Below are 16,405 nucleotides of genomic sequence, written 5' to 3'. Positions count from 1 at the left end.
CGTACCAGGACTTTCTTCCTTCTTTAGGGATGCAATTTCCCATCTCCCTACATGATATAGAGTGTAGAAACTCCGGAAGGGCGGGGCCGGTTCTCACACTTCCTAAAAATCAAAAATCAACTAAAAAAAGAAACACGGGAACCGTGCTTCCTTGCTTTTTTTAAAACTTCTGTGTCTCCCCGTATCCCATCACCACAACGCGGGTATTCCCTTTTACATACTGAAGTATTTCATGGTCTTTATTTTCCATAAACCCAACAATCGGAAATGCTTCCGATAACGCATCATAGTCAGACTGAGCGGGTGCCTGTTCCCTTGTCGGGAATGTATGGCTAGGGATAACAACCTCCACGTTTAATAAGTTATCCACCGCATACGCGGCTTCCTTCGGCCCCATCGTAAATGTACCCGAGGAGGACAAGATTGCAATAGTAGGCTGATACACTTCTTGAATCCATTTCATATCCGCCATTAAGGCCGTGTCCCCAGAATGATAAATAACGGGGCCGTTTGTGAAGTTAAGTACATACCCTGCCGCTTCACCTGCATACGTTAAGTTCCCTGTGGTTTCTCCGTGACTTGATGTATGCTTGGCTGGAACCAAGGTAGCTGCAACACCATCAAGCTCAACCGCGCCCCCGAAGTTTAGAGGGAATACATTCTGGATCCCTTCTCCCATTAGAATCATAGCCAGCTCATATTGTGCGATGATCTGACATTCAGGATTCGTAGACAATACTTTTTCCACGCCACTCGTGTGATCAAAATGTCCATGCGTTAACAAAATCCCGTCCAATGAACGGAAAAAGGCTTCTGTTCGGTATTCGTCTGGACAGCCTGGATTCATGTCAAAAAACGGATCCACCAAGTACTTTTTCCCCTCCTCAGTTGTAAACAGAAACATCGCGTGCCCTAACCGTGTAAGCTGCATATGCAACCCCTCCTTTTTTTATGACACAACTTTACGTGTTTCATTTAAAAGTTATGTATTTTCATACATCCGCTCTTGCAGGTCTGCAAGCGCCTCTGACTGTTGATCAAGTTGATCAATTTGGAAATGATCAGCAGAGCAACGCTCTCTTCAAATTTATGATCAACTAGAGGATGGTGATCTAACATGTACACCACAGTCTTAGTTGAACGACTCAAGCAATTAGGAAGAGTTGCACATTCAAGTAGTAATTTGTTTTCAACCTTTTCCCTCCTTCCAATAAACCATTACTCCTTTAGATCTAATTGCAATATTTATATTTATGAGATTAGCTGTAATTTATAACCGGAATTAAAGCTTACCTATACCTTTGTCCTATTTCATTCTCATATTGCATACATTGTCTTTGATAAAGAAGGGGGGGGTATATGTTAGAGGTAGGAAAAAGAATTTTTAATAATAATGTCGTTCCATTAATAGTGATCTTAACTTGTTCCATGTTGGCTTTTATCGCACATAAGCTTTCAATTAATTTGTCTCATGTTCCTTTATCTCAGTTTATCTCTTTAAGTGTTGATAACATTTTTCCTGAAGAAGAAACTTTTAGTGTTTGGATAAATGTTGTACTACCAGCGATAATGTATTTGGGAGCTTGTTCATTATTCTTGTGGATGGGGATTGCAAATTTTGTGTCTATCAAAGCAGAAGGCGGTCCCAGAGCTTCTTCCTCGTATAACTTATTTCACAATCACTTACTTAACCACCTTCTTCTTAACCAACCCGCTATTCCCCCTCCTCATCGTAACCGCCTCCCACAACGCCTCATCCGACACCGCTTCCTCACCTCTCAGATCAGAAATGGTCCTGGCCAGACGGTGCATCTTCATTTGTACACGATTACTCCAATTCTCTTTCACCGCTCTGTTTTGAAGAAACGACTTTTGCTCCTCTGTTAAAGGGATCATCGTACGTACTTCTTCTATAGACAAGTCAGCATTACAGCACACTTTCCCGTGCCTTTTATATTGAAGATCACGCGCTACTTGAACTCGTTTCTGAATATCTGAGGAACTAGTAGCGTCTTCTTTCCTTTGTTGCTGAAGATTTACTGGGGTTAAATGAAGGATGATATCAATGCGGTCCTGAACAGGGCCTGATACTTTGTTCTGGTAAGCCTGAACTTGTTTGGGGGAGCAGGTGCAGTAATGGGTCGTGGCGCCAAGGTAGCCACAAGGGCATGGGTTCATGGCGGATAAAAGCAGGAATTTGGCCGGGTACGTAACGGTCGCTTGGGCACGACTGATGGTTACGCGTCCGGATTCAAGCGGCTGACGTAGCATATCGAGCGTTTTCTTCGGAAATTCGGCTAATTCATCTAAGAAAAGAACGCCATGATTGGCTAACGAAATTTCACCAGGCGTGGGGTTTGAACCGCCTCCAATGATGGAAACTGCGGATGCGGAATGGTGCGGGGAGCGAAAGGGTGGCCTTCCTAGTGAGGATAATGAGGTATTGGCGAGCTCATATAAACTTATATTCTCAAGCTGTGACTCTAGTTCTAACTTTGGCATTATCGAAGGGAAACTCTCAGCTAACAAGCTCTTCCCACAACCAGGCGGACCGATCATCATAACGTTGTGGCCACCTGCAGCCGCAACCTCAAGCGCACGCTTCGCCTTCTCCTGCCCTATGACTTCTTTGAAATCAACTCCAGGAAAAGAACCATTGTCCAGAGCCAACTCAGTCATAGGAGGTACAAGAGACAAATCGCCTCCTCCGGATAAATGATCGACGAGTTCCATCAAATATTCGACGTAGATAATCTCAAGCCCTTCAATTTCCTGTATCGGCACACTGCAATCATAAGGGATAAAAAGACGCTTGATCCCTAGTTTCTTCGCTGACATGATCGCAGGAAGAATACCTCGGATCGACTGAACTTTTCCGGTCAACGAAAGGGAGCCAATAAACGCTGTATCATCTGGAATCACGCCCTTCAGTGAACCGAAACACTTAAGAATGCCAATGGCCATGGCCACATCAAACATCGGGCCGTGCTTCTTCTCCTCGGCAGGCGATAAGTTCACGATTACCCTTCGATCGGTAAAATTAATACCAAAACCTTTCAGAGCTGCTAGCACACGCTCCTTTGACTCCTTTACTGCAGCACCGGGTAAGCCGGCCACCACAACTGACTCCACGCCGTCTAGCTTCTCGACTTCTACGGTTACAGGATAGCCTTCAATTCCTTTTAGGCCGATACTTTGAATGGCTACTGCCATCGCTTCACCTCCTGATTCTACGATTTTAAACTTACTGATTAGAAAATGGATAAGACGTATGAGGGGGAATATGGAGATTCATGTGGATAAAAATGTGGATCCTATAAACGGTTAATCACGCGTCTAGGGATTCCTGTTACTCTAGATGGTTGCCGAATAGACACGCCATCTATTTCTTTAATTCTGCTCAATACTTCATCCCTATCTACCTGGTTCAATTTCTGAATTAAACTACTGCTCGGGATGCCCATATTTCTTAATTGCTCCTGTAACTGCTGATCAGTTATCCTCGCACTTCCATTAATCTCAAGGCAATGATCTTTATTTTCCTTTTGCATAAATTCAACATACTGTTGAATGGCCTTCCGCCAATCATCAGAGAACAACTGTAAAGCTCGTTCTTTATCAATAAATGTTTCTTTTTCCTGCACATAGTCCTTACAGCTGGTCCATTTCCCATCCCACACACTTTTCACCAGACCTGCTTTAAGAGGGTTTTGGTGGATGTAGCGAAGCACAATAATAAAATAAGCAGGATCCTCAACAGTCTCACTTCTATACCTGCCCTGAAACAACGGACCACATCGATCATACTTCATGTTGTACCAGTAGATATAGCTTGAACTTATTCTCTTCAACACGAGTGACACCGGCTCCTCTTCTTCCTTTAGCAAGAGATGGACATGGTTATCCATTAAACAGTAACCATAGAGTTTATAGCCACTAACATCCTTATAACATCTAAGTGTCTCAAGAAATCGACTCCGATCTTCCTCCTCTTCAAAAATGGTCTGCTGATTGATCCCTCTCAACATAATGTGATAGACACCATTCAAGCTTTTCTTCCTTGGTCTTCGCGGCAAATAAAAATCACCTCGCTTTACCACGGGGACAGGTCCACCGGTTCATTTTACATGCGTAATAAAAGGATAAAATTAAGGAAAGAGAGTTAATGAAAATGAGGTTGCAATTCGAGGGTTGTTCATACTAATAATTCTATGTAGATCCTATAATTCCTTCAACCATTATGACAAAAGACAAACTTTTCAATAAAATACCACCAGATCATTCCAAGGGTTCACACCCCCTCACAACGTGTGCCAAGGGACCCGCCCCCACGGTACTTAAAAGCTAATTAAGAAAAAGTTCCCAATTTCTAATGATGAACATAAAAGGCACAAAAGGAATCCACTAGTTAGGAGGGGTATATGAGCAGTATCTAATGCCTTGATGATTGTTACTATACCGAAAATGACATTAAATATAGAAGCTAGAAGTACCAAGATTAATATAGGTGACCAATGGACGTCGTTAAGGGTTAATAAAGATATGACTCCTCCTATAAAAATGACCCACAAAGTTGAGTAGATTGTACCTTTCATCTGCAACTCCTTTTGAGATTTAGATTATAGCATAATACCTTTTGCCAACTTCATTGTAATAAATAAGCCACATCGTTAGGGCATAGGAAGCGCGGGTACGGTTCTAGTGCTTCATTAAAACCGAAAAAGTTCACTAAAAAAAGAAGCACAGGAACCGTCCCTGTGCTTCCCAAGAAGACCGAACACATTAGAATTTCACATGAGATGAAACCTGGGGATTATGTACTGATTATTAACAAATACAATTACGCTATACGCCAGATTACCAGTAATTACAATTATGATCACGAGACCGAAAGACATTACCGCGAGATTAAAAGTGTGAGTGAGGAACTTCCTTCTGTTACGCCTCTAGAAGGAAACTTAAAACAACTCCCAAAAGCTATACAAGCAAAATTAGGCCGAAGAACTACTACAAAACTGACTTATTATCATCAAACGTTATTTAATTTACCATAAAAGGAGAGGTATTAAATGAAAAATAGACAGTTATGGTTGGTGCGCCCAATCCCACGTGGTATTGATAAAATTTCTTATTTTATTAAGAACGAAATTATCCAAGTAGGTTGGAACGAAATCGGAGACCTAAGTCTGTGCCAAAACAGAGAGGATATTAGGGAAAATGTTAACCACCAAGGATTAAAACCACAAGATGCTAACTTAAAAGTAGGTCTACTCTACAATTTTCGCTTTCTGATGAAGGCAGGGGACTATTGCATCCTCCCTTATCAAGACCACTTCTATGTGGCAGAAATTACAGGTGATTATGATTACGAACCCCAATTAATGCTCCAGCAAAGAGCTGTGCGTTTTTTAAACGAAGGGCAACCACTCGGATTGAAAGAATCTCTTCCTGCTGTACTACAGAAATCTCTACGCTCTAGACTTGCTTTAGCAAACCTCACAGATCACATTGAACTTTTTTTATCCCACATCAATGAATCTAGTAGTCAAGTAGCTGTAAATACGAATGAAAAACTTCAAGCTCTATTACCTCGCTCACTTGATATTATAGAAGAAGGCTTAGAGAGTTCTGATGAACGAAATCGCTTATTAGCAGCCCTTGCCGTTACTTCTTCTCTAAAAAAATAAAGAATTAGAAGTTTTGTGATTAAAGGGGGCAAAGAGCATTGCCTCCTTTTCTATATTATTATTCAACTTACTAAATAAATTATGAACCACCTTCCTCTTAGTCAATTCACTATCCCCTCTCCTCGCCGTATTCCACTTCTGCCATCTTTTTGATCCACCGCGGGAAAAGAATGATCCACATGTGCTTACTTCCCAAATAGCAGTAGCTTTATTTGTGCCAGGGGACCCGTCCCCGTGGTACTTCCTACTCAGTTCTATCAACATTCCCAATATCAGAAAACAGATGAATTCAAAGAAAAATATAAAAAAAGAGCTTCAATCGAAGGAAAGAACGCTGAGCTCAAAAGGTTCCATGGCCTATCCCGTGCTAGGGGGTATGGTCTATTAAGTATGTCTAAACAATCGAAGTTAGCAGACATAGCAGTTAATATAAAAAGAATAGCAGCCCTAGTATCATAAGAAAACAGAGGATATAGAACAAAAATCCTCTGAAATGCTTCTTTTACTATAAAAAACCAAAATAAAAAGTAAAAATTAACCACATCTAGTTACTGCGCTTCCAGTAAAAGGGACTTTTTCACTGGTCCCGAACCGTCCCCGTTCTTCCTATGCTAGTGATGTATATTTAACCTTTTCCTTTGTTAAAGTCTTAAAAAAACATCTTAAACAAAACTTTTTTTGTTCCAACTCCTTTTTATATTTAGAGGTCATATCAGGTATGTCTATATTATTTGTTGGCTGCATTTGATACGATTCATTTATAGAAATCTCAGTTAATTCATTTCTTGGTATAAGTCTTTCACACTCAGAGCATATTCCCTGACTCAATCCTAAATTGCTAACACCATTTATACACGTAGCTTGTAAATTGTAATTAAAATATTTCTTAGAGGAGTATGTTTCATCTTCAGAACCGTATTCGGCTGAAAAGCAATAGCCGCCTGCACTGTTAAAGAATACTTCCCCTTTTTCAATAATGCTATATGTAAATTGACCAGATATTGAAAAATGTTCTAATGGATCAAATATTGTATCTTCGCATACCTGACACCTATCACGATCCAATACTAAATTTAAATTTGTCTCACCCAATCTATACATTATATGGAATTCTCTTAAAAATTCTTCTACTATACTTCTATCTTTAATTCTAATCATATTTTCCCAATGCTTTGTTTTAGATAACGAAGAACAATTATAAGATCCCACCCACAAGATATCATCTATAATGATAAATTTATGATGCATAAGTGAATTATACTTATGATTATTAGTACCCAAACTAACTGCGATCCCCATTCCTTTTAATTGGAGAAATACCTCTCTAGCTGAATTATCCTTTTCTTCATTTTTGACAATGTTAACCTCATTAAATATAGCAAGCTTTTGAGCATTACAAGCTAATACCTCCTTCAATAAATCATTATCAGTTATAAAAGACATAGCTATAAATAATCTTTCCTTCGAGTATTTAATATCTGTAGCAACTCTTTCAGCAATTTCATGAGAGCTTCCTGGTCTAGCAAAATACGCCTCAATTGTCATCGTTTATTCCTCCTATTCTTTTATAAGATAAAGACGAAACATTAAGTAACACTTGATATTTATGTACTATATTATAACCAATTTAGGTTTTAATACCCCCCAATAAGTTGTATACAACAAACACCAATTACAGTTTTGAGAAACACGAGGGCGGTCCAAAACCAGTGAAAAAGTACTTATTTTATAAAAGTGCTGCACACTTACCTCAAAATACAGATATAAAAAGAAGCAAACCATCTATATACAGTAGGTGATTTGCTTCTTCATTATGATTATTTGACTTTTTCACTGGTCCCGAACCGTACCCGTGCTTCTTACAATAATTCCTTCAACCATTATGACAAAAGACAAACCTTTCAATAACATACCACTAGACCATCGCAAAGGGTTCGATGTGTGCCAACGGCCCCGTCCCCGTGGTACTTCTGATATACCAATTATTCTACCATGCGTAGCGCAGAGACGGTTCTAGTGCTTCCTCTGAAACCATTGTTATTAGATTTCACCATATTTGCTAACTATTATTGAAAAAATGATTAAATTCCTCTGCAGTAAGGATTCTAATATCCTTTAAATTAACCACTTCCTCATATACCTCAATATTGATTCTAACCCTTCCCTCCAACGAATATCTGGCTAAAAAATCGTTAGTAATTTTACGTGCTTCTATGCCAGATAGATTCTCTTTTATTTCTATTGGATGTACTAATTCATCTGTTCCTTCTCCATGATGGATATATACATCATAATAATTTTCATCAATATAATGTTCGATATAGATGTCATAAAGTTTCATGCCATTCCCACTTTCAAAGATATGTTTATCCTCCCCCCGATATTATTATAAATAAGGATTTAATTCACGGGAGAGAAAGACATTTACACGCTTATAAATTGTTGAATTTCACCTTAATTTCTTAGTTATTTTATTTTGGGTTACTCACTGATATATTGAAGCGCGTGGATGTTTCTAGCGCTTCATTTAAACCGAAATATTCCCTTCAAAAAAAGAAGCAAGGGAACCGTCCACGCGAACCCTACATTTTCCATATGCCACTGCACTAGTGTGTTATGCCCACATTAATTTCATTAACTTAGGATATATTTGTTCTGCAGCATTTACTTCATGATTAAAAGTCGGGTGACTACATTGGGGTTAAAGTTTTCTTCAAACATTAATCCAGCTGAGATACTCACTCTAACATCTTCCTCATAAAACGTGTTAAATCTAAGACCCTATTCACTTCATTTAGCAGTTTATGTAAGGACTCTTTTTTCAATGGATCAGTAAAATTGGCTACATCAAAACCAAAAACATCAACCATATCTTCATTGGAATCAAAAGCAACAGCTAATACGATAGAGCCGTCATTTTCCATTTTATGTTCCGTTCTAAAGAAATGACTCCCATCTTGATTTTGACCTTCTTCCAACCCTTGTTCACTAATTAATCCCCTAAATTTGTTAATATTAGACACTTTCATCCCACCTTTATATACTGTTAAATTAAAAAATCTCTTATAAAGAATAAACCTAATATGTAATTCTTGTTGTGTATTTTCTGCGGAATCGATTAGTTTTCCTGCAACAGCTTTTGCTATATCAAAAAAACCATAATACTCCCCCTTATATAGAACAATCAATTCTACTATCCTTCCTCCTTGACAAATTGTTTTCCCTTGTTTTTTTAGTCTTCTTTGATTTTTATCTTAAAATTTTTTTAGTTACACCATCTCATCCCTAGGGAATATAACTCTGGTATCATAAATAAACAAAATTTCCATGAAAACCAGAAAATTTAACTATTAAACTGGAAACCTTATTTAGAGATCACTCAAAATATTGCTAAAGAGACAATGGGTGTAAACTCTAAAATAGAATTGGGAAGAAGCGTGGGCAAGGTTCTAGTGATTCACTAAAATCGAAAATTCACTAAAAAAGAAGCACAGGAACGGTCCCTTTAAGTATTACGCACTATCCTATGAATACTCATAATCCAAAAGTGGTTAGTGGATAAATATGTTAAAATAAAACTTACTGAATGATCAAAGGGGAGGCGATACGTTGGAAGGTTGTTTATCGTTTATATTTATAGTCATTATGCTGTTCGTAGTTGGTTATTCGGGAAATAAAATTAATTTATTGCTAAATGTTCCTAATGACTATTATATTGTTAAATACTTATCCATAATGGCTTTGCCTCTAGCTATATATATAGGCTATGGTATCTACAAATATGTAAAAAACAATAGACCCGAATTCGAAGGAGTTATTCAATATCCATTCAGAGAGGCAGCTGGTGAAGTGAACTTTAGACAACTAATAGGACATAGTAGTAAAATTTATAAACTAACTTTAAATAAAGATGAAGGGTATATAGAGGTCGGAGGGAAATTGACTATTCCTTTTAAAAGTGTAATTGGGAGCTGGAGAATTACATACGATGAACCCAAAATAGAGACATTGGTAATAGATTTCTCGGATTTTAATGGGTCCACGAAAACTGTTACCTTATATTCTCCAAACAGGATGAATGAGGTAAATGATATATTTTTGGGGGCTGATAAGAAGATTAATAACTTAATACAAAAAGAGGACAATGAAGAACTTAACTCTAATCTGAATACTGTTATAAACTTTACTAATAAATACGGTTATATAGGATTAAATGAAGGTCGGGAAAGAATGAAGGAATATACGCTTGACTACGAAAGAAGGTCTAGAGTACCAATCCATATACTAAGTGAAAGCTCCGCTAAATACGATGTTAATAATATCGCAATGAGGAATGAAATTCGATGTGAAATTAAAGAATTGGAATCTTCTTTCTCACTTATTGTTGCTGAAGCAGGAATACTCATAACAAATGTATTTGTATCAGAAGATGATAAAACCATTTATAAGTGCTTATATAACTCTTTTAATCGCAACTGATATCACGATGGAACTTGGAAGGTCCATGTTTTGGCTATGGTGGAAGTGGTAGCAAAATTTATGAGTGAGACGGCCAAAAAGCTTGACTTTGAAGAAGAAATAGCTTTATTACAGAATAAGCATGAAAAAGAAAAAATATATAGTGAAAAATACTATGATGATTTAAATAATTTATGAAAAAGCGGATATATGCTGTAGGTTTCTTATAAAGATTTCATTTTATGCGATTCTCTCTGGGAGCAAGAGAACCACTGGAATAAGAGAAAATGTCTTTTCAACGAGAAGGAGCAACTCAACTAAAATTTGTTCTACTCCTTCTAAGAAGCGCAGGGAGGGACGGTTCTAGCGCTTCCTTCGATACAATAAACTCAACTAAAAAAGAAGCACGGGAACCGTCCCTGTGCTTCCTGAACGGAAAATCCTCGTTGCTCCTTGTAAGCTTGGAATTCTTCAGTGAAGATAATATCTCCACCATTTTCACTTACGGTCATTAACTTCTCCTGGTCATAAACAATCTCTTCTGTTCTTCCTCCATAAAACTCAAAGGCGTTCTCATGAGAACGCAAAACATCACGTGTAGTAAAAGGGGGCTCTTGCCACTCTGCATACTTATATCGCGAATGTGAAAGAACAAAGGCTATGACATAAGCTTTGTCCCACTTCCCATTTGCCTTTTCAACTTTCGCTTCCCCAAAGTCCACCTGTAACTGGTGACCTGGGGGTAATTCCTCAACTTCTTCGTACGTACGATAGGTCAACATTTTCGGTATGTATGCTTTTCTCTCAACTCCCTCACATACGTTCGGACAGTGCTTTCTCCTACATCTGAGAAAGAACATCGTTCTTCCAACCAGTATGAAATCTGGGAAGCTGATAGATCCGGGTGTTCTCTCAACCATGAGAGGATTTGTTTCTGGTAAGGATCTAGTTTTCTTGATCTAGTTTTCAAAATCTCCACCCACTCCAATGCTTCTTCAAAATCTCTTTCTAAGTATTCATAGACTGTTGTTCTAGATAGGTTGCACTTCCGTGTAATAGCTGCCACTTTAAATCCTTGCCTTTTTAATTGATGTACCTCAACGATGGTTTCTAATTTACTCACCTTCCTGATCCTCCACTTCATCCGTTAAATCCATGCTTTCTTATTTTAACGGATGGGAGGTCATTAGTGATCAAACAGTTTCCAATTCTGTCGAGCGAAAAAGGGTGCAAAGAGCATCGCCTCCTTTTCTATAGCATTATTCAACTTACTAAATAAATTATTAACCACCTTCCTCTTAGTCAATTCACTATCCCCTCTCCTCGCCGTATTCCACTTCTGCCTTCTTTTTGATCCACCGCGGGAAAAAAATGACCCACATGTGCTTACTTCCCAAATAGCAGTAGCTTTATTTGTACCAAGGGACCCGTCCCCGTGGTACTTACGGTAGATTAGCTATATACGATAAAGATGATATTACTAAATATACAATGGCAGTAAGCAATGAAAAAATATATGAAATCATACTTAAATATCCTCCAAGATTGTTACGGTTAAAAATTACTGCGATGTTTATTGATTTAGAAGAGGGCAAAATTATAGATGAACAGATATTAAATGCATAAAAATTAAGCATGACAAATATACCCGCCGAGCCAAAATGAGCCCCGCGGGTAATTTTCAAATCAAAATTCTTTATTATTCTTTTCAAATCGCCAAGCGTCCAGACACAAAGCAATAAAGTCACGCCTTTGCCATCTAATCCATTTCTCGTATTGCATGAAGCTACTATTTCGTTGAATAACCATTAGGATTATTTCTGTGCCAATTCCATGCATCAGTAATTATTTTCTCTAATGAATCAAACTGAGGTTTCCACCCCAAAATACTTTTTGCTTTCTCTGAAGAAGCAATTAAGACAGCTGGATCACCAGCTCTTCTTTCTTTCACTTCCGCTGGAATTGGATGTTTCGTTACCTGTCTTGCTACATCAATCACTTGTTTAACTGAATAGCCATTTCCATTACCAAGATTAAAGATTTCACTTGGATTATCATTTCTTAAATACTCTAATGCTAAATAATGTGCTGATGCTAAATCCATTACATGAATATAGTCCCTTACACATGTCCCATCTTCCGTAGGATAATTGTCACCGTACATATAAATTTTATTTCTTTGACCAAGTGGAACTTGTAAAACTAATGGAATTAAATGAGTCTCCGGGTCATGATGTTCTCCAATTCGTGCACTCTCATGAGCTCCTGCAGCGTTAAAATACCTTAAAGAAACAAATTTAATACCGTAACCTTGATCAAACCATTTCATCATTTTTTCCATAGCTAATTTTGTTTCGCCATATGTATTCGTTGGATTATTTTCATCTTTTTCAAGAATAGGAATGTTCCTCGGCTCCCCATAGGTAGCTGCCGTTGAAGAGAAAACAATTTTGCTTACGTTATTTTCTTTCATTACATCTAATAAGCACATCATTCCATAAACATTGTTATCATAATACTCAAACGGCTTAGTCATACTCTCACCGACTAAGGAATTAGCAGCAAAGTGAATTACCGCTTCAACGTTATGTGATTTAAAAACTTTGTCTAACTCCTCTTTATCTCTAAGATCAATATGATAGAGTTGTTCTTTATTAATTGATTGTCTATGACCGCTCTGTAAATTATCGACAACAACAACATCTTCATTCTGACCTAGGAAATATCGTACTGTATGAGAACCAATATACCCTGCTCCACCAGTTATTAAGATAGTCACTATGTCAACCTCCTTTCATTAGAATTTTAATCATTAAATGTTAGAGAGTATACTGCTTCTCAAAATAGTTCTGGTATTCCCCACTAATAATTTTCTCCCACCACTCTTTATTATCAAGATACCATTGAATAGTTTGGGAAATTCCTGTCTCAAATGTGTAACTAGGCTTCCAACCTAGATTTTCAAGTTTAGTAGGATCTATTGCATAACGTTTATCATGACCTAGTCGATCTTTAACAAACTCAATTAACTCTTCAGCTTTACCTAAAAGTTTTATTATCGTTTTAACTACTTCTAAGTTGGTCCGTTCATTATGACCACCTACGTTATAAACCTCACCATTAACCCCTTCATGTAGTACTAAATCAATCGCTGCACAGTGATCAATTACATGTAACCAATCACGAATGTTTTTCCCATCACCATAAACAGGAACCTTTTGATCTTTTAAGACACGTGAAATGGTTAATGGAATTAATTTTTCAGGAAAGTGATAGGGACCATAATTATTAGAGCAACGAGTGATGTTTACAGGTAATCCATATGTTTCGTGATAGGATCTAACTAATAAATCAGATGACGCCTTGCTTGCACTATAAGGGCTATTGGGTTGTAATGGTGTCTCTTCTGTGAAGAATGTAGTTGCATCAAAATCTAGCTCTCCATATACTTCATCTGTTGAAACATGTACAAATTTTGTAACATCAACGGCTCTTGATGCATCTAATAATACTTGTGTGCCGACTACATTCGTTTGCACAAATACCCCTGGATCTGTAATGGAACGGTCAACATGACTTTCTGCAGCAAAATGAACAACGTAATCAAATTTTTCCTTTTCAAAAAGTGCTATAATTTTTTCACGTTCAGCTATATCCGCTTTTACAAAATAATAATTTTCTTTTGTTTCAATATGCTTGTGCTTTGTTAAATCACCAGCATAGGTTAGTAAATCTAAATTATAAATGTCACATTGTCGATACTTGTCCACCATATATTGAACAAAGTTACCGCCGATAAATCCGGCACCACCTGTAACAAGAATTTTTTTTCGTTCCACTTATTTCACCTCTTGTGCTAATTCATTTAAATAATGTTTTAAGGCTTCCTGCCACTTTGGTAGACGCTTAAATCCATTATCAATTAGCTTTTGCTTTGACATACGTGAGTTTTTTGGCCTAACAGCACGTGTAGGATACTCTTCTGTTGAGGTTACGTTTACTTTAATATCTTTATTGGCTTGTTGAAAGATTTCAGAAGCCAACTCTGCCCATGTACAAAATCCCTCGTTTGATGCAAGGTAGACACCATACCTTTCCGTTTGGATCATATCGATTAATAAACGTGCTAAATCAAATGTATACGTTGGTGAACCATATTGGTCGCCGACAACATTTATTTCATTTCGAGTTTCAGATAATCGAAGCATGGTTTTTATAAAATTATGTCCGTTGATTCCGAAAACCCATGAAATACGAACGATAAAATGCTCTTCGAGCAAATCTCTTACAACTTTTTCTCCTTCATATTTCGTTAAACCATAATAACCAACAGGATCGGGTTTATCAACTTCTTTAAATGACTCCTCACCTTTACCATCAAAAACATAATCAGTACTTATATACATCAACTTTGTATTAACTTTCTTAGCTGCTGTAGTAATAAATTTTGTACCTAATACATTTACATTCCAGCATGTTTCTTTATCATCCTCTGCCTTATCAACTGCTGTATATGCAGCACAATGGATGATCACATCTGGATTTGTTTCTTGTACATATTGATATACTTGCGCTTCATTAGTAATGTCTACATCTTCCCTGCCAATTCCTATCATATTTAATCCACGTTTTTTACCTTCTTGTACAACATCAAAACCAAGTTGACCAGTATAACCAGTTACTAAAACCTTCATATTACACTACTCTCCATAATTAAAGTTATTTTCAGCATCTTTTAATAGAGGTGCCTTTTGATCTTTTTCTGACAGAATAGGAGTTATATCACTTGGCCACTCAATACCAATTTTAGGATCATTCCAGATAATACCTCGATCATTTTCTGTTGAGTAAAGCTCATCTACTTTATACTGTACCTCAACATTATCTGTTAAAGTTATAAACGCATGTGCAAAGCCTTTTGGCACTAATAATTGTTTTTTATTTTCTTCAGTTAATTTAATCCCAAACCATTCACCGAAAGAAGGGCTATTTTTTCTGATATCAACAGCAACATCAAAAATAGCCCCTTGTGTGCAACGTACTAGCTTTGTCTGCGCTTTAGGGTTTAATTGATAATGCAGTCCTCTTAATGTACCTTTAGCTGCAGAAAATGAATGATTATCCTGAACAAAATTCAACTCTATTCCAGACCCTGAGAATTTTACATCACTGTATGTTTCCATAAACCAACCTCGATGATCACCATGGACCTTTGGTTCAATAACTAATACGCCCTCTAAATACGTTCCAATAACCTTCATATTTCACCTCTCATGATTAGTACTTTATTTCTCCATTGGCAACTTTTAATAGATATTGGCCGTATCCCGTTTTAGAAAATAGCTCACCAGATTGAATTAACTTTTCTTTACCAATCCAGCCATTAATATATGCTATTTCTTCAGGTGCAGCAATTTTTATACCTTGATGCCCTTCTACAGTTTTAACAAAGTTAGTTGCCGCAACTAAACTTTGGTGAGTGCCAGTATCCAGCCATGTATATCCACGACCTAAAAGTTCAACATTAAGTTCTCCAGTATTTAAATAGGCCTCATTAACAGATGTAATTTCTAATTCACCACGTTCAGAGGGTTTAATTCCTTTAGCAATCTCTACAACACGGTTATCATAAAAATAAAGGCCGGTAATAGCATAATTTGATTTTGGAAATTTTGGTTTTTCTTCTACACTGATTACTTTGCCTTCCGCATCAAATTCTACAACTCCGAAACGTTCCGGATCTTGTACGTGATAACCAAACACAGTTGCTCCAAATTCTTTGTTTGCTGCTCGTTGAAGCATTATCCTCATGCCACTACCATAATAAATATTATCACCCAATATCATGGCTACAGAATCTTGACCAATAAATTCCTTGCCAATTAAAAAGGCCTGGGCTAAACCATCAGGACTTGGTTGAACTTTATATTGAAGCGAGATACCAAATTGAGAACCATCCCCTAATAAACTTTCAAAACGAGGAGTATCTTCTGGAGTCGATATAATTAAAATTTCATTTATTCCCGCTAACATTAAGGTTGATAATGGATAGTAAATCATAGGTTTGTCATAAATCGGCAACAGCTGTTTGCTGGTTACCATTGTTAATGGGTACAAACGAGTTCCACTACCACCAGCTAAAATAATGCCTTTCATAAATAACCTCCTCATTAGAATCATTTATTATTAATTAAGTGTCTTAAAGCATCTTTACCTTTTTTATCATAAATAAATCCCTAATTTTTAGGTAATAATCTAAT

19 protein-coding genes and 1 pseudogene are annotated in these 16,405 nt (G+C 37.2%); 7 read left to right on the top strand and 13 right to left on the bottom strand.

Annotation, left to right across the window (positions count from 1 at the left end):
- Positions 1-160 precede the first annotated feature (160 nt).
- Positions 161-931, bottom strand: coding sequence for a metal-dependent hydrolase (locus tag LQ226_RS10360; protein WP_231417822.1), 771 nt, complete (start codon positions 929-931; stop codon positions 161-163).
- A gap of 20 nt (positions 932-951) precedes the next feature.
- Here LQ226_RS10360 and LQ226_RS10355 point away from each other — a divergent pair, with 20 nt between their 5' ends.
- Positions 952-1,101 (top strand): hypothetical protein, encoded by a 150-nt coding sequence (locus tag LQ226_RS10355; protein WP_231417821.1) that lies wholly within the window; start codon positions 952-954, stop codon positions 1,099-1,101.
- 582 nt (positions 1,102-1,683) lie between these two features.
- Here LQ226_RS10355 and LQ226_RS10350 read toward each other — a convergent pair.
- Positions 1,684-3,213 carry a YifB family Mg chelatase-like AAA ATPase gene (locus LQ226_RS10350; RefSeq protein WP_231417820.1) on the bottom strand — a complete coding sequence of 510 codons (1,530 nt, stop codon included), beginning with the start codon at positions 3,211-3,213 and terminating at the stop codon, positions 1,684-1,686.
- Positions 3,214-3,314: 101 nt separating this feature from the next.
- Entirely contained in the window at positions 3,315-4,049 is a 735-nt protein-coding gene (locus LQ226_RS10345; RefSeq protein WP_231417819.1) for a transposase, read from the bottom strand.
- Between the two features lie 750 nt (positions 4,050-4,799).
- Here LQ226_RS10345 and LQ226_RS10340 point away from each other — a divergent pair.
- From LQ226_RS10340 to LQ226_RS10330, 3 genes and pseudogenes are all read left to right on the top strand, one after another.
- Complete coding sequence (locus LQ226_RS10340; protein WP_231417818.1) at positions 4,800-5,054, top strand: hypothetical protein; 255 nt, start codon at positions 4,800-4,802, stop codon at positions 5,052-5,054.
- A gap of 15 nt (positions 5,055-5,069) precedes the next feature.
- Entirely contained in the window at positions 5,070-5,687 is a 618-nt protein-coding gene (locus LQ226_RS10335) for a hypothetical protein (RefSeq protein ID WP_231417817.1), read from the top strand.
- 246 nt (positions 5,688-5,933) lie between these two features.
- Positions 5,934-6,143, top strand: a pseudogene (locus tag LQ226_RS10330) (transposase); the annotation flags it as partial.
- A 150-nt stretch (positions 6,144-6,293) separates the two neighbouring features.
- Here the strand turns inward: LQ226_RS10330 and LQ226_RS10325 are convergent.
- The 3 genes from LQ226_RS10325 to LQ226_RS10315 form a co-directional block, all read right to left on the bottom strand.
- A complete protein-coding gene (locus LQ226_RS10325) occupies positions 6,294-7,232 on the bottom strand; it encodes a phospholipase D-like domain-containing protein (protein WP_231417816.1) in 939 nt (312 codons plus the stop codon).
- A gap of 514 nt (positions 7,233-7,746) precedes the next feature.
- Positions 7,747-8,028 (bottom strand): hypothetical protein, encoded by a 282-nt coding sequence (locus LQ226_RS10320; RefSeq protein WP_231417815.1) that lies wholly within the window; start codon positions 8,026-8,028, stop codon positions 7,747-7,749.
- A 397-nt stretch (positions 8,029-8,425) separates the two neighbouring features.
- Positions 8,426-8,875 (bottom strand): hypothetical protein, encoded by a 450-nt coding sequence (locus LQ226_RS10315; protein WP_231417814.1) that lies wholly within the window; start codon positions 8,873-8,875, stop codon positions 8,426-8,428.
- Positions 8,876-9,296: 421 nt separating this feature from the next.
- Between LQ226_RS10315 and LQ226_RS10310 the strand changes: the two genes are divergently transcribed.
- Complete coding sequence (locus tag LQ226_RS10310) at positions 9,297-10,166, top strand: hypothetical protein (protein WP_231417813.1); 870 nt, start codon at positions 9,297-9,299, stop codon at positions 10,164-10,166.
- Positions 10,167-10,196: 30 nt separating this feature from the next.
- Entirely contained in the window at positions 10,197-10,343 is a 147-nt protein-coding gene (locus LQ226_RS10305) for a hypothetical protein (RefSeq protein ID WP_231417812.1), read from the top strand.
- A gap of 191 nt (positions 10,344-10,534) precedes the next feature.
- Here the strand turns inward: LQ226_RS10305 and LQ226_RS10300 are convergent, their stop codons facing one another.
- Positions 10,535-10,927, bottom strand: a complete 393-nt coding sequence (locus tag LQ226_RS10300) for a DDE-type integrase/transposase/recombinase (RefSeq protein WP_231417811.1) — start codon at positions 10,925-10,927, stop codon at positions 10,535-10,537.
- Positions 10,921-11,268, bottom strand: coding sequence for a terminase gpP N-terminus-related DNA-binding protein (locus LQ226_RS10295; RefSeq protein WP_231417810.1), 348 nt, complete (start codon positions 11,266-11,268; stop codon positions 10,921-10,923). The genes LQ226_RS10300 and LQ226_RS10295 overlap by 7 nt, the downstream gene beginning before the upstream one ends.
- A 368-nt stretch (positions 11,269-11,636) precedes the next feature.
- On the opposite strand from LQ226_RS10295, the gene LQ226_RS20930 reads away from it, so the two are divergent.
- Positions 11,637-11,771, top strand: coding sequence for a hypothetical protein (locus tag LQ226_RS20930; protein WP_255688479.1), 135 nt, complete (start codon positions 11,637-11,639; stop codon positions 11,769-11,771).
- Positions 11,772-11,934: 163 nt separating this feature from the next.
- Here the strand turns inward: LQ226_RS20930 and galE are convergent, their stop codons facing one another.
- Genes galE through rfbA form a run of 5 tightly spaced genes read right to left on the bottom strand, consistent with a single transcriptional unit; the run spans position 11,935 to position 16,301 of the window.
- Entirely contained in the window at positions 11,935-12,924 is a 990-nt protein-coding gene (gene galE, locus LQ226_RS10290; protein WP_231417809.1) for a UDP-glucose 4-epimerase GalE, read from the bottom strand.
- A gap of 40 nt (positions 12,925-12,964) precedes the next feature.
- The gene (gene rfbB, locus LQ226_RS10285) at positions 12,965-13,984 is read right to left on the bottom strand and encodes a dTDP-glucose 4,6-dehydratase (RefSeq protein ID WP_231417808.1); all 1,020 of its coding nucleotides are present in this window, start codon (positions 13,982-13,984) and stop codon (positions 12,965-12,967) included.
- Complete coding sequence (gene rfbD / locus LQ226_RS10280) at positions 13,985-14,839, bottom strand: dTDP-4-dehydrorhamnose reductase (protein WP_231417807.1); 855 nt, start codon at positions 14,837-14,839, stop codon at positions 13,985-13,987.
- Between the two features lie 6 nt (positions 14,840-14,845).
- Complete coding sequence (gene rfbC, locus LQ226_RS10275) at positions 14,846-15,406, bottom strand: dTDP-4-dehydrorhamnose 3,5-epimerase (protein WP_231417806.1); 561 nt, start codon at positions 15,404-15,406, stop codon at positions 14,846-14,848.
- Between the two features lie 16 nt (positions 15,407-15,422).
- Complete coding sequence (gene rfbA, locus LQ226_RS10270; RefSeq protein WP_231417805.1) at positions 15,423-16,301, bottom strand: glucose-1-phosphate thymidylyltransferase RfbA; 879 nt, start codon at positions 16,299-16,301, stop codon at positions 15,423-15,425.
- Positions 16,302-16,405 lie beyond the last annotated feature (104 nt).

It is taken from the genome of Pontibacillus sp. HN14 (genome assembly GCF_021129245.1).
Lineage (GTDB): Bacteria > Bacillota > Bacilli > Bacillales > BH030062 > Pontibacillus.
Note: the sequence above shows the minus strand (reverse complement) of the source record. Positions and strands in the feature narration are given on the sequence as shown.